Origin of the sequence: Acetobacter sp. DsW_059, assembly GCF_002153695.1 — a bacterium.
In the GTDB taxonomy this organism is placed as follows: Bacteria; Pseudomonadota; Alphaproteobacteria; order Acetobacterales; family Acetobacteraceae; genus Acetobacter; species Acetobacter thailandicus.
In genome coordinates, this window is record NZ_JOPI01000016.1 from 25090 (window position 1) to 38460 (window position 13371).

The 13371-nt window shown below is 48.1% G+C and carries 15 protein-coding genes; 7 read left to right on the forward strand and 8 right to left on the reverse strand.

What is annotated here, in order from left to right; all coding sequences use genetic code 11:
- The first annotated feature begins 12 nt into the window (after positions 1–12).
- The 3 genes from HK25_RS04480 to HK25_RS04490 all read left to right on the forward strand — a co-directional run bounded on the left by HK25_RS04480 (position 13) and on the right by HK25_RS04490 (position 3527).
- The gene (locus HK25_RS04480; RefSeq protein WP_173559773.1) at positions 13–1392 is read left to right on the forward strand and encodes a chloride channel protein; all 1380 of its coding nucleotides are present in this window, start codon (positions 13–15) and stop codon (positions 1390–1392) included.
- A 105-nt stretch (positions 1393–1497) separates the two neighbouring features.
- Complete coding sequence (locus tag HK25_RS04485) at positions 1498–2478, forward strand: GTP-binding protein (RefSeq protein ID WP_086635452.1); 981 nt, start codon at positions 1498–1500, stop codon at positions 2476–2478.
- Positions 2475–3527, forward strand: coding sequence for a WD40 repeat domain-containing protein (locus HK25_RS04490; protein ID WP_086635453.1), 1053 nt, complete (start codon positions 2475–2477; stop codon positions 3525–3527). Before HK25_RS04485 ends, HK25_RS04490 begins: the two co-directional genes overlap by 4 nt.
- Positions 3528–3549: 22 nt before the next feature.
- On the opposite strand, the gene HK25_RS04495 is transcribed toward HK25_RS04490, so the two are convergent.
- Together HK25_RS04495 and msrB are read right to left on the reverse strand one after the other, a co-directional pair.
- Positions 3550–4380 (reverse strand): alpha/beta fold hydrolase, encoded by an 831-nt coding sequence (locus HK25_RS04495; protein WP_086635454.1) that lies wholly within the window; start codon positions 4378–4380, stop codon positions 3550–3552.
- A 37-nt stretch (positions 4381–4417) separates the two neighbouring features.
- Complete coding sequence (gene msrB / locus HK25_RS04500) at positions 4418–4813, reverse strand: peptide-methionine (R)-S-oxide reductase MsrB (RefSeq protein WP_086553716.1); 396 nt, start codon at positions 4811–4813, stop codon at positions 4418–4420.
- Between the two features lie 189 nt (positions 4814–5002).
- Here msrB and HK25_RS04505 point away from each other — a divergent pair, with 189 nt between their 5' ends.
- A complete protein-coding gene (locus tag HK25_RS04505; protein WP_233127687.1) occupies positions 5003–6478 on the forward strand; it encodes a deoxyribodipyrimidine photo-lyase in 1476 nt (491 codons plus the stop codon).
- Positions 6479–6502: 24 nt separating this feature from the next.
- Here HK25_RS04505 and HK25_RS04510 read toward each other — a convergent pair whose 3' ends face one another.
- The 3 genes from HK25_RS04510 to HK25_RS04525 form a co-directional block, all read right to left on the reverse strand.
- A complete protein-coding gene (locus tag HK25_RS04510) occupies positions 6503–6775 on the reverse strand; it encodes a YggT family protein (RefSeq protein WP_233127689.1) in 273 nt (90 codons plus the stop codon).
- Between the two features lie 741 nt (positions 6776–7516).
- Entirely contained in the window at positions 7517–8224 is a 708-nt protein-coding gene (locus HK25_RS04520) for a hypothetical protein (protein ID WP_086635457.1), read from the reverse strand.
- A 436-nt stretch (positions 8225–8660) separates the two neighbouring features.
- Positions 8661–9224, reverse strand: a complete 564-nt coding sequence (locus HK25_RS04525; protein WP_086635458.1) for a cob(I)yrinic acid a,c-diamide adenosyltransferase — start codon at positions 9222–9224, stop codon at positions 8661–8663.
- Between the two features lie 39 nt (positions 9225–9263).
- Here HK25_RS04525 and HK25_RS04530 point away from each other — a divergent pair, with 39 nt between their 5' ends.
- Positions 9264–9680 carry a DUF423 domain-containing protein gene (locus HK25_RS04530; RefSeq protein WP_086553678.1) on the forward strand — a complete coding sequence of 139 codons (417 nt, stop codon included), beginning with the start codon at positions 9264–9266 and terminating at the stop codon, positions 9678–9680.
- A gap of 10 nt (positions 9681–9690) precedes the next feature.
- Here HK25_RS04530 and HK25_RS04535 read toward each other — a convergent pair whose 3' ends face one another.
- Together HK25_RS04535 and HK25_RS04540 are read right to left on the reverse strand one after the other, a co-directional pair.
- Complete coding sequence (locus HK25_RS04535; protein WP_086553677.1) at positions 9691–9981, reverse strand: hypothetical protein; 291 nt, start codon at positions 9979–9981, stop codon at positions 9691–9693.
- A gap of 44 nt (positions 9982–10025) precedes the next feature.
- Positions 10026–10583, reverse strand: coding sequence for a hypothetical protein (locus HK25_RS04540; RefSeq protein WP_233127691.1), 558 nt, complete (start codon positions 10581–10583; stop codon positions 10026–10028).
- Positions 10584–10623: 40 nt separating this feature from the next.
- On the opposite strand from HK25_RS04540, the gene HK25_RS04545 reads away from it, so the two are divergent.
- Complete coding sequence (locus HK25_RS04545) at positions 10624–10926, forward strand: DUF1653 domain-containing protein (protein ID WP_233127693.1); 303 nt, start codon at positions 10624–10626, stop codon at positions 10924–10926.
- A 108-nt stretch (positions 10927–11034) separates the two neighbouring features.
- Here the strand turns inward: HK25_RS04545 and HK25_RS04550 are convergent, their stop codons facing one another.
- Positions 11035–11451 (reverse strand): DUF2501 domain-containing protein, encoded by a 417-nt coding sequence (locus HK25_RS04550; protein ID WP_086553676.1) that lies wholly within the window; start codon positions 11449–11451, stop codon positions 11035–11037.
- 478 nt (positions 11452–11929) lie between these two features.
- Between HK25_RS04550 and HK25_RS04555 the strand changes: the two genes are divergently transcribed.
- Positions 11930–13324 carry an amino acid permease gene (locus HK25_RS04555; protein WP_086635459.1) on the forward strand — a complete coding sequence of 465 codons (1395 nt, stop codon included), beginning with the start codon at positions 11930–11932 and terminating at the stop codon, positions 13322–13324.
- Positions 13325–13371 lie beyond the last annotated feature (47 nt).

Below are 13371 nucleotides of genomic sequence, written 5' to 3' on the forward strand. Positions count from 1 at the left end.
TCAGGATTTCCCATGCCGTCCAGCATGACAGCCGCCTCCGCACAGCTCCGTCATATTCGTGAGCAGGCAAAAGCCGGAACAGCAAGCTGGCGCCGTAAGCTGATTTACTGGTCAGGTGCTGTGATGGTGGGGATTGTAGCGGTTGGTTTTGCTGCCATAGCTGATAAAGCGGCGCATCTGCGCAGTCATATCATTGCCATCAGCCCTCTGCTTATGCTGCTGGTCACGCCCTGTGGCATGGCTCTCTCCTCATGGCTGACAGTCAAATGGTTTCGCGGTGCACAGGGCAGTGGTATCCCCCAGGCGATTGCGTGCCTGCATCTGCACGACTTCAAAACCATTGATAAGGTTTTGTCCCTTCGTATTGCTTTTGCCAAAATTCTCCTCACGACACTGGGGCTGCTTTCGGGGGCTTCTATCGGGCGTGAAGGACCGACTGTTCAGGTTGGTGCATCTATCATGCACACTGTCGGCCGGTTTATGAAAATCAATGACCCCATGCGCCAGCATGCTCTGATCAAAGCCGGTGGTGCCGCCGGGGTTGCGGCAGCCTTTAATACACCGCTCGCTGGTATTGTTTTTGGGATTGAAGAGCTTGCTCATTCTTATGAGCAGCGCACCAGTGGCACCATGCTGACCTGCGTCGTGCTGGCCGGGGTGACGGCTATCGCTATGGTCGGCAATTACACATATTTCGGGCATACTGACTCTGTCGTGCCGGTGGGGGCCAGCTGGCTGGCTGTTCTGGTCTGCGGCATTGTCGGCGGGGTTACAGGCGGGCTGTTCTCTGCTCTCCTTGTGCGTATTTCACGGGGCATTCCCGGTTATGCCGGCCGCTTTATCATGCAACACCCGATTATTTTTGCTGCACTATGCGGTTTGGTTCTGGCTGTTATTGGTGTTCTCTCTGGCGGCATGACATACGGCACAGGTTATTTTCAGGCCCGGGAAAGTATTATGGGCACCCAGCACTATCCCATGTCCTATTTTATTCTCAAATATATCGCGACCATTGTTTCCTACTGCTCTGGTGTACCAGGCGGGCTCTTTGCGCCTTCACTCTCTGTCGGTGCGGGTCTTGGCGGATGGATCGCACAGTTTTTGCCACACTCCACTCCGGGCGCTGTCGTGCTGCTGGGCACTGTCGCTTACTTCGCCGGGGTGACGCAGTCCCCCCTGACAGCAACTGTCATTGTTATGGAAATGTGTGACAACCAGCAGGTTACACTCGCTCTGCTGGCCAGCGCATTCCTGGCCTTTGGCGTTTCACGCGCTATCTGCAGCCATGCTCTTTACGGTGCTCTGGCCGTCAAATTCCTGCGCTCTGCCACACCACGTCGTGCACAGCATACACAGCCCGCCAAAGTGATGCGCGACCATGCTTCCTCCTGAGGCATAACTGAGCCTGCCAGAGGACTCTGCTCTTCTTCTCTGGTATCAGGTCAGAATGCACCCTATATGAGAACGACTTCATGCCGTTAACGGAGACCCTGTTTGATGTCTGACTCTCCCACTTCTGATGCTCTGGTGCCCGTCACAGTCCTCACGGGCTTTCTTGGTGCCGGAAAAACAACAATGCTCAACCATATTCTAACGGCTCAGCACGGCCGTAAATATGCGGTTGTCGTCAATGAATACGGCGAGCTTGGTATTGATAACGATCTGGTTGTCGATACGGATGAAGAAGTGTTTGAAATGAACAACGGCTGCATCTGCTGCACAGTCCGTGGTGATCTTATCCGTATTCTGACCAGCCTGATGAAACGCCGTGGCAAATTTGACGGCATTATTATTGAAACAACCGGTCTGGCTGACCCTGCCCCTGTTGCTCAGACTTTCTTTGCCGACGAAGATGTCCGAAGCAAAACCCGCCTTGATGCCGTCGTTACCGTCATTGATGCTATGAACATTGAGCAAACCCTTAAAGAAAGCCCTGAAGCGCACCAGCAGGTAGCTTTTGCTGATGTTCTGATTCTCAACAAAACCGACCTGGCAGACGAAGCACAGCTCGAAGCTGTGGAGAAAACTCTCAAATCAATTAACAGCATTGCTCCCGTTCACCGGACAAAAAAGGGCAACGTCGAACTGACTGATGTGCTCGACCAGGGCGGTTTTGACCTTGAGCGTGTTCTTAAAAATATGCCTGAGTTTCTCGAACACCCTGAGCATAAACATGAAGCTGATATCAGCAGCGTCTCTCTCAGCCTTAAAACTCCGCTGGATGCCAATAAATTCCAGCTCTGGATCAGCGCCCTGCTCCAGGAAAAAGGAGCTGACATGTTGCGCACCAAGGGTATTCTGAATTTTGAAGGGCAGCCTGACCGCTTTGCTTTTCAGGCCGTGCACATGATGGCTGATGGTGATTCTATTGGTCCATGGAAAGAGAATGAACCGCGCGAATCACGCCTGGTCTTTATTGGTCGTAACCTTAACCGTCCTCAGCTGCGGCGTGGATTTGAAAGCTGCGCAATCGCATGAGCACTCCCACCATCCACGGGCTGATTGATAAACGCGGTGCTTCACGCGTTGTAAACGGCCATATTATTGCCTGCACAGCATCACGCGATAGCCAGCGTTTTGCTTTCACCACCGGTGAAGGCGATGTCATAGTTATTCATCGTGCTGACCTGACAGAAACCTCTGCCTGGGTCACCCACGCTGTGCATGACGGCTCGGCATTGTGCATTGCCCCCGACACGGACCCACACGGTTTTCTGACTGGCGGAGATGATGGCCGTCTGTGCCGCATTGATATGCATGGCGAGATTGAAGAGCTGAGTAAAAGCCGCCGCTGGGTTGACCATGTCGCCACTCATGTCGATGCCAAAACCGGCTGCATTGCTCTTGCCACAGGTAAACAGGTTGAGCTGCGCGATGCAACAGGCCGCAAACTTGTCAAAACACTCGAGCACCCCTCAGCTGTGTCAGGAATTGTTTTTGATGCCAAAGGCAAGCGTATAGCGGCCTCTCACTATAACGGAGCATCAGTCTGGTTCACTCAGCCTAAAAGCGAATCTGCCCGCGTTCTGGAATGGAAAGGCAGCCATATCGGCATTGCCATACATCCTAAAGGGGATGCTCTGATTACCGCCATGCAGGATAACGACCTGCATGGCTGGCGTCTGTCTGACGGTCATAATATTCGTATGAGCGGTTATCCTTCCAAAGTGCGCTCACTCTCCTTTTCCTCAAACGGAAAATGGCTGGCAACCAGTGGAGCAGACTGCGTTATTATGTGGCCATTTTTTGGTGGTGGCCCAATGGGTAAAGCCCCCAAAGAACTTCCCGGTGCCGGTGGTGCCCTGTGCACCTATGTTGCATTCCACCCTCAGCAGGATGTCGTTGCCGCTGGTTTTTCTGACGGCACAGTGCTGCTGATTGAGACTGAAAGCCAGCGCGTTCTGCCCGTTACCACAACGGGCAAACATGGTGCTGTCACTACCCTGGCATATAGCGCTGATGGCTGCCTGCTGGGCTTTGGTACAGAAGGCGGACAGATTGGTATTGTAAACCTTTCTGCCTCCTGAGTGCGTATTCAGAGTGTCGGGCTCAAAGCCCGGCCTCTGCTTCAGCCCGCATTAAAAAAGAACGTATCAGCGCATTTACCTCTGCTGCCTTTTCAAGCTGCGGCATATGCCCTGCCCCCTCCAGAAAATGCACTGTGACACGTGGTGGCAGACCCTGCCCATGAGATCCAGGTAAAATAGCATCCTCAACACCCCAGATCACCTGAGCGGGGATATCAGTCGTCGTAAAAACGGAGCGCAGAATCTGACGCTGCCTGCTTCCGTCAAAACAGGCATTCACAATATGATGCAGGGCCTCTCTGACACCCGCGACGTTATGATTACTCAAAACATCTTCGACGGCTTTACGGCCAATAAGAATTTTTGCAGCGACCAGCTTTTCCAGCACCAGACGCATAGCAGCCGGATCATCTGCTTCAATAAAATTGTAAAGAAACTCAGCATTCACTTCAGCCCCAAGGGCTGCTGGTGCAATCAGGCTGAGAGACGCTGCCTGGTCAGGCCTGAGCTGCGCGAGGCTAAGAGCTATCCCTCCTCCAAGCGAGTGCCCCATAAGATGCACCCGTGGCAGCTCCATCTCTGTCAGCATATGCGAAACAATACTGGCAAATGCCCGTAATGTACCCTCCCCTACATGCAGGCACGAAGAGCCGTGACCAGGAAGGTCAAAAGCAATGACACGCCGGCCAGCGGCAAGGGCATTCTGCGTCAGAAACCAGCTGTTAATGCTGCCCCCAAAGCCGTGAATCAGAACCAGAGGAAGCCCTTCTCCCGCACCTGCATCGCGGATAGCCAGGTCATAGTCACCAACCTGCCTGAAATATATTTCAGGGTGTCCCGCTACGTCAGGCATGACCCTCTGGTCCGCCTTTACTCCCGATTACCACGAGTTATCCTTCATCAGGCAAAAAATCGAGAACAATCCCGTTAATGCAGTAACGGTCTCCGGTAGGAGGCGGACCATCAGGAAAAACATGGCCAAGGTGCCCCTTACATACTGAACAAACAACCTCGGTACGCACCAGACCATTACTAATATCAACCATACTTTCTACCGCACCAGAAACCGGGGCGTAAAAAGATGGCCAGCCACTACCGCTTTCATATTTTGTCCCGGACACAAATAAAGTACTGCCGCAGCCAATGCATGAGTATGTACCGCTACGCTTTTCAGAATTAAGTTTGCTTGAATTTGGTGGTTCTGTACCGCGCTCACGCAGAACAGATTCCTGCTGTGATGTCAGCCTATGCACACCACAGGCCTCATTAACAGCCTTATAAGTCATAGAGTTACTTTCTATATTTTTTTGCATTTAAATACTACTCGCACTACTTTGTTATCGCAGCGATAAAAGACATAAAGATTCATAGGATATTTTTGGTTACTATACATAACTTCATATATAATTAAAATTGTATTAATTATATTTTAATAAAATAAATAAAAAGTGACCACACTGGCAGGTATTGTCAGCATGTCATCTTTCGTCAAAATAGTATTTATGAACATTGTATCATCCCCCTCACAACCGGCTCTTGTCCTGCTTCGGGACGATTTTCGTATTACTGACAACCCGGCCCTTCATGCCGCAATCAATAGCGGAAAACCGCTTATCTGCCTGTATGTTCACGACGCTGCCACAACAACGCAGGGAGTCGTCAAATGGTGGCTTAGCAAGGCACGTGCGACATTTGCCGCAACTCTACAGCAGAAGGGCGGTGATCTGGCTGAAATAAGTGGACCGGCAACGCAGATTATCCCGGAACTTGCAGAGAAATTACATATTGATTCTGTCTTCTGGAATCGCCGCTATGATTTGTCAGGACGTGAGCAGGATACGCACCTCAAAAGCACCCTGCAGGACGCCGGATGCACTGTACATTCGCTGCCTGGGCGCCTGTTACATGAACCATGGGTTTTACGCACTGGCAGCGATCAGCCTTATAAAGTGTTTACCCCCTGGTGGCGTGCACTGCAAAAACTAGGAGCACCAGGCCGCATCCTGCCAGCACCAGAGAAGGTTACCTTCTTCCCCTGGCCAGATGATCTGAAAAATCTCATCTCTAAAGAATCAGAAATCAGCCTGCCGGAAGGCGCATGTGATGCAGAAAAAGAATGGCTCTGCTCAGAGGAAACCGCGCATGAGTTGCTGGAAACATTTCTCGAAACAGGGCTGACACACTACAGCACGGACAGAGACCGGCCTGATAAAGACGGCACGTCGTCTCTCTCCCCTTATCTTCGGGCCGGCCTCCTGTCAGCCCGGCAGGTGTGGCACGCAACCGAAGCTGTTATGCGGCAGAAACCACACCTGGCAGATCAGGGATGGACATTTTTGTCAGAGCTGGGATGGCGCGATTTCGCCTGGACTCAGTATTTCTATTATCCTGATATGGCGACAAAGAACCTTCGCTCTGAATTTGATCATATGCCATGGGGCGATGATGAAACCCTGTTTAATGCATGGAAAATGGGCCGCACAGGTTATCCGCTGGTTGATGCCGGCATGCGCCAGCTTTATGCAACCGGGTGGATGCATAACCGGGTCAGAATGGTAACAGCCTCTTTTCTGACAAAACATCTGCTCACAGACTGGCGTAAAGGCGAAAAATGGTTTCGGGAAAGACTGGCTGATGCTGACCCGGCCCAAAACGCAATGAACTGGCAATGGTGCGCCGGCACGGGCATTGATGCCTCCCCCTGGTTTCGCATTTTCAACCCGGTCGGCCAGTCCGAAAAATTTGATCCATCCGGCGAATATATTCGTCAGTGGGTGCCTGAGTTGCGCGCTCTGCCTGATAGATTAATACATACACCATGGAAAGCAGGCGGAGATTTGCTCAGGCATACAGCTGTGACAGCAGGCAAGCGCTATCCCGCCCCGATTGTAGACCTGAAAACAGCCCGGGCGCACGCCCTCGAGCTTTATAAAAACCTGCCTCAGAACTGATCTGAGGCAGGCTACTGCATCCGCTTAGCCAGCTAATATATAACGAAAAACCTCTATCAGACCAGGTTGCACGGCATAGCGGATCAGAAGAAGTACAACCATAGGACTAAAATCAACACCGCCAAGATCGGGCAAAATTCTCCTGACAGGAGCCAGAACAGGCTCTGTTACGGCCTCAAGGAAATATCCTGCTTTCTGAACAAAGCTTTTACGGGCATCAAGCACCCCAAAAATACACAAATTGATAAAAATACATGAAGCAAGCAGAACCCAGCAATAAATGTTCAAAAGGCGCATGAGTAAAATGAATATCATGAACAACAAGTAATTATTCCTTACTTAATTCTAATACAGACCCCAAACGAAGGTACAGGCCCCTCTCCGCGAGTATGCTAACAAACAGGATTATAACCATTTTGGGGGATAAAAACTAACCTGTAAACGATCAGAAACTGGTTGATAAATTACATTACAACACTCTGATCACACTGATTTATAATGAACTATAAAAAACCGGGCGCATCTCATAACCAGCTTTTATTTTCTGCCAGCAGAATACTCAGCTTTACAAAATGCAAGAAAATACAACTGCACCAGAAACGCAGGGATCATAATACAGGACAGGGATATACCAGACAAAAAACAGGATGCCAGCAGAAATGCCGGTGCCAGACAAAGTAAAAATACAGAAAATCTGTCACCGATATTATCAAGCGTCAACGCTGAGCAGCTTCCTGATAAAATAAGAAATATAACTGAACACAATCTGGGAAACAGATTATATCTGCCTCCCTTTATCAGCCCGTGAGAAAGCTGATCGAGAGAAGAAACTCGTGCCGACCAGCCCATAATTTTAAATAAAAATGAAAACGGCAAAATTAAAATATCAAAAACATTTTTAAAAAGAGAAAGAAAACCTTCAATAAAAATCGGCACAGACAAAAATACGACACCGCATGCTATATTTACAAATATAACAACGAGCAGTGACTTAGACGAAAATAATTTCATCTGCTCCCTTTATCTGTACACAGAATTTTAGTCTTTCCACCATTTTACAGGCTGTGGCTCACTATCTGTGACATCAGCATTGCTTTCACTCTCAAAGTCTGTTTCCACAACCGGAGCAGCAGATACCTCTTTACGAGGGCGACCACGTGGCTTCGCGTCGAGACGTTTGCGCAGGCCATGCATTTCTTCCTCGCAACGCTCAAGGTCCCACTGAAGACCTCTGATAATGCGGGTCTGAGCTACAACTTTAGTTTCAGCTTCTTCAAGCTTCACTTTCAGCTCTGTCACCTCAAGGTCAGCATGAACCTGACGTGTAGTCAGCGCTTTATTTGTATGCTGCATATCCTCGATCAAACGTGAGGCTTCTTCTGCGCGCTTTTTCTCGGTCGCCAGCAAACGCCGCAAATGCACCAGCTCGCTGTCGCCTGTACTACCTGATGAGAAATGAACTGTACGCGCTGTACCACTTGCCTGCACTGAAGCGAGTGCTCTTGGCTTAATACCGGCCAGAGAGTGCTTTTCAACCTGCACATCACCGTCTTTTACAAAACGACGACGTCTGAGCTGATTGCCGTCACCCTGCGCGCGCTGAACAGCCTGTGCACGGCTCTGATGAGAAGAACCCATGCGCTCAAGGGCACTACGAAGTGATTCTTCCTCGCTTGCCTCTTCCTGGCTTTTCTCAGGCTTTGAAAAAAATGAAGATGATGCCGCTGCTTTTATAATACTTACCATTATTATACTTTTTACTTTCTTGATACATCAGAAGAAATTCTAAAATCTTCTCTTTTCAGAAATCAGAGAAATAACTCTTCACTTCCTTCTGATGCATTACATACGCCATGTTTATGGCACGCCGTTAAATGATTAAAATACTGTAGAAATTAATCTCTTTTTCTTAACATATAAGAGAAAATAATTTCTTTAACTGACAGATAACATACTCAGATTTTTTTTCCAATCAAAAATACTTTCACTACTCACAAAACATCCCTCAAAAACAATCAAAAATAATATATAATATGAATTTTATTTTAAAAAAATATAATTAACTTTAAATAAATAGCCATTTTTTATTTAAATAAGAATAAAAAACACTCAATAAATACAAAAAAAATTAAAAAAATATATAAATTTATAGTTTTTTTTAAATTAAAGTTAATAAAAAATACTATTTAATTTTCCACAAAATATCTTTTTTACCATCATCATTAAAATGTCTGGCGAGAACGAAAAAATAATCCGATAATCTGTTAAGTATTTTTAATATCTTTTTATTCACCTCTTCTTCCTGCATTAAAGTAACGAAATCCCGTTCTGTACGACGCACCTGAGTTCGCACCATATGAGCCCACGCCGCTGCAATACTGCCACCGGGCAATACAAAGCTGGTCAACGGCGCCAGTCTCTCCTGCAACGCAAACGTTTCCTGCTCAACCCACAGTAGAAGCTCTTCTGTAATACGTGCCGCCCGCTCTGCTTTTTTTGCTGCCTCAGGACAGCAGATATCAGCGCCCATATCAAACAACAAATGCTGTATCTGCATCAAAGTTTGACTGACAGGAGACTCATCGGGAACATGTGCCCTTAACAAACCCACCGCAGCATTCAGCTCATCCAGGCTACCAATTACTCCTACCCTGGCTGTATGTTTAGATACACGGCTTCCGTCACCCAGTGAGGTTTGTCCGCTATCTCCCCCTCGTGTCACAACACGATCTATGCGAATGCTCATAACCTTATCCTTTTAAACCGAATATTAAGGGAAGCTTTTATGCCTGCTTTTTCAGTTATTACACGTATATGGTGTGTTTGTGGCGCTCTGCTTGCCGCCTCTGCTGTCATAATGAGCGCTCTGGCAGCGCATCTGCCGGATGAACAACTGGCACAGGGCGGGCGGGCTATGCTGCATAACGCAACAGATGTGCAAATGTGGCATGCCCTTGCACTTATTTCTATCGGCCTCAGACTTCCACGACACGCGCCTCGCCTTACCCTTATTGCAGGCTTCGGTTTACTGACAGGCACGCTCATGTTTGTATCTGGCGTCTGTTATACGGCCTTTAGTGGTCATCGTGCTTTTCATATCGCCCCCACCGGCGGCAGCCTTCTGATCATCTCATGGTGTATTCTCGCTTACTCATGGGCTTTCTGTAAGAGCAGAAGCGAGAACTCCGGGCCTCATCCATAAAAACAGATTTTTATGTTTTAATTCTTTTCAGAATAATTTGCCCCACCCACAGCAAAAACAAAGCAAGCAGAAAGCACACCAGAAGCAAACAACCCGTTACTATCTTCTGACGTGTGAGACTACCATCTCCCGTCAGAATCCTCAGAATATCTGCACCAGCATGCCCACCAGTGGCAGCATCTACACGCGGCAATGCGGTGAGAAAAAACCGCATCCCCATAACCAGCACCACCGTCAGACCAACTGTGAGCAATGTTTTGATAAGAGTGAGACGAACGCTACCGGGAGCAGAAGAAGACATAAATTACAACTCGTTTTCAGCTATCATTTCAGACTGCCGTATTATTAGCCACGCAAACCTGTATGAACTTCATGTGGTTTTTTGGGGGCAGGCTTCGTTACTGACGGACCATCAGTTAAAGTCAGCGTGTCATGATAGGCGCCATTTCTCCAGACCCAGCGGTCTGTACCATCAACGACTATATCATACATACCATCATGCCTGCGCGGAAGGACCGTCACCGGACCACTGACAGAATCCAGAATTTTAACCCAGTCGTCACCTTTTTTAAGATAAACATCCGTTGAACATCCGGCAGAGCCACACAGACTTGCAGACTGCACCTGAACAAATAAGGCCGCATCCCGCCCGTCAGGAGAAAGAGCTGCTGAACCTACAAGCACCAGAGGTATTTCTTTATGACGGGCGGCTGTTGCCAGATCATCGGCATTTAACTTACGTGCTATGGTATCAAGCTCGCCCCCTGGCTGACGTGTCAGCACAACCTGATGCCCTGCCAGAGATGAGACATTGTTACTGTACCTGGCCTGCCTGGCGAAGGAGGGTCCGCCAGCTGATAAAAGACCAGTGATGACAGCACACATAATGACTTGTTTTTTCAACACTGCACTCTTCTGACCTGTTATGGAACACATTCTGGCCATGAAAACTTACCCTCACAAGATGTCCGAAACCACGCCCCCGGAACATCCATGCCCCGGCTTATACAGGCACTATAAAGGTGGTCTTTATACACTGATCTGCGTGGGGCGTCATAGCGAAACCGAAGAATGGCTTGTTACTTACCGCAGTGAGGAACACGGCACTTACTGGGTTCGTCCCTTAAAAATGTGGAACGAATCAATTAACGGTACACCGCGCTTTGCTTTAATGCATTCTCTAAGCGCCGAAAATCTCTTCTCAGACCGGCCATATCAGCCTGCAGAAAAACCAGAAAAAAGCTGATATTTTCTGTTTTCTTTCACCGCAATAAACCCGGAATTTTTATTTTTCTATACGATATTCAATTCCAGAGAAGGCTGACCAGTATGACCAGCCTTCTTCAGACTATTCTTACAGCGCAGCTTTCGCACGTGCCAGCACAGCTTTACAGGCTTTTTCACGAACAGGAACTACAGACATCGGCAACGAATAAGTTTTGCCGTTAACCAGCATCTGACCGGCTGTACCACGGGCATAGTTCATGTTGCCCTCCTGCCCCTCAGGCACAGCATTTGTCTTTTTGTTATAAGACTGAAGCACCTGAAAACCATCGTCGTAAGAAACATAGTTGGTTTCAGTGCAGTAGTTAAGCAAGCCAGCAACCTCAACAGGGTCAGCGCTGGCAACAAAGCCTGACAAATCGACATCACTCAGCGCAGGCGTACCAACATCACCCGGCGCCTGATCAGCATAAGCAGAAACAGAAGAACAGGTCATTGCAACAACAAGTGACAACGCTGATAACTTACAGACAGAAGACAGCTTCATTTGAGTTTTTCCTTCCCCCAAAAATCATGCCCAAACTTCCTGTAAAACAAAAAAAAATCAAGTGATCTGCAACGCAGGAGAGCTATCTCACAGCCAGTACAGCCAGATTAAAAAATCAGGAATATCTATAAAAAAGAAAAATTTTAATTATTTTAATGAAATAACTATTTAATTCAAAATTAAAACCCCATTATTGAAAAAAAATAAAAATACACCAAAAATCATAATAAAATAATTATTTTAATTTATACAAAAAATCTTCTGATATTATTGGAAAAAATTTCGTGATATTGATTATATTCACTTCCACAATTACAATGCCAGAGAGATTATTTTAACAGCAGCTTCAGAACACATCTCAGGCTCACGAAAAACTGTTTTCTCCACACATTACATGAGTGTAATATTTTAATTGCATAACGCTTTTGGAATGTGCAACCATTCATTACGATATCAGAGTGAGGGACCCCTGCATATCATGCCTGACAACAATAAAAATGCAGTAACTACCAATACTGATGGGCTACAAAGCCGCCATATTGCAATGATCGCCCTGGGGGGTGTCATTGGTGCAGGTCTTTTTGTTGGTAGTAGTGCCGCTATTTCTGTAACTGGCCCTGCTGTTCTTGTAACTTTTCTGGCGGTAGGTATCCTTGTCGTTCTGATTATGCGTATGCTCGGCGAAATGGTTGCGGCTCACCCGGGCAAAGGCTCTTTTGTTGCGTATATCCGCGCTTCTTTCGGCCCACGCCTTGGTTTTACAGCTGGCTGGCTTTACTGGTTTTTCTGGATTGTTGTACTGGGAAGTGAGGCCATTGCCGGCGCCCTGATCGTGCAGGACTGGCTTCAGCTTCCCATATGGGTGCTGGCTATCGGCCTGATTATCATCCTGAAACTTATTAATTTTGCAGCCCCGCGTGTTTTTGGCGAATGTGAATTCTGGCTTTCTCTCATTAAGGTAATGAGCATTCTTCTTTTCATTGGCATTGCCGCTCTGTTTGTCGGGCATGTCTTTGGCCCGGGGGTGCCGGCTGCCAGCAATTTTCTGGGGCATGGTGGCTTTTTTCCCTTTGGACCTGCCAGTGTACTCGCCATCGTGCCAACCATTCTGTTCACTATGATGGGGTCAGAAATTGCAACAGTGGCCGCTGCAGAATCGCACGAACCCGGCCAGAATGTTGCGCGGGTAACGCGCAGCATCGGGGCGAGGGTCACACTCTTTTACCTCGCTTCAGTCGCTATGGTTTTACTGGTCGTGCCATGGCAGAATATCGAACCAGGTAAATCGCCCTTTGTCACCGCAATGGATGTCATGGGCATACCCGGTGCCGGCGTGATAATGCGTGTCATCGTACTGAGTGCCATTCTCTCCTGCATGAATTCCAGCATGTACGTCACATCCCGCATTCTGACCGAACTGGCCGCCAGTGGTGATGCACCTGCACGACTGGCGCGCACCGGCAAGACCGAAACACCCCGCCTCGCCGTTGTTATCAGCAGTATTGCCGGCACTCTGGTCGCATTCTCATCCATCCTTGCACCTGACACGATCTTCGCGTTTCTGCTTAGCTGTAGCGGGGGTGTCATCCTGGTTGTCTACTCTATGATCGTCGCAGCCTATATCCGCACACGAGGCAGAACAGAAAAAACCGGCGACACCGCAAATTATACTCTGCTGCTCTTTCCTTATATAAATTATGGTACTCTGATCGCTGTAACACTTGTTTTCATTGCTATGCTGTGGGGGCACAATGAACGTATGACAGCTATCGCAAGCCTGGGCACGTCACTGGCCTGTTATGCCCTGGCATGCCTGATCACACGCCGGACGGCACAGGAGCAGACAGTACTATCCGACAAAAAGACAGCCTGAACACGGATAAGCAAAAAATACCGGCTCTCAGTAATGAAAGCCGGTAT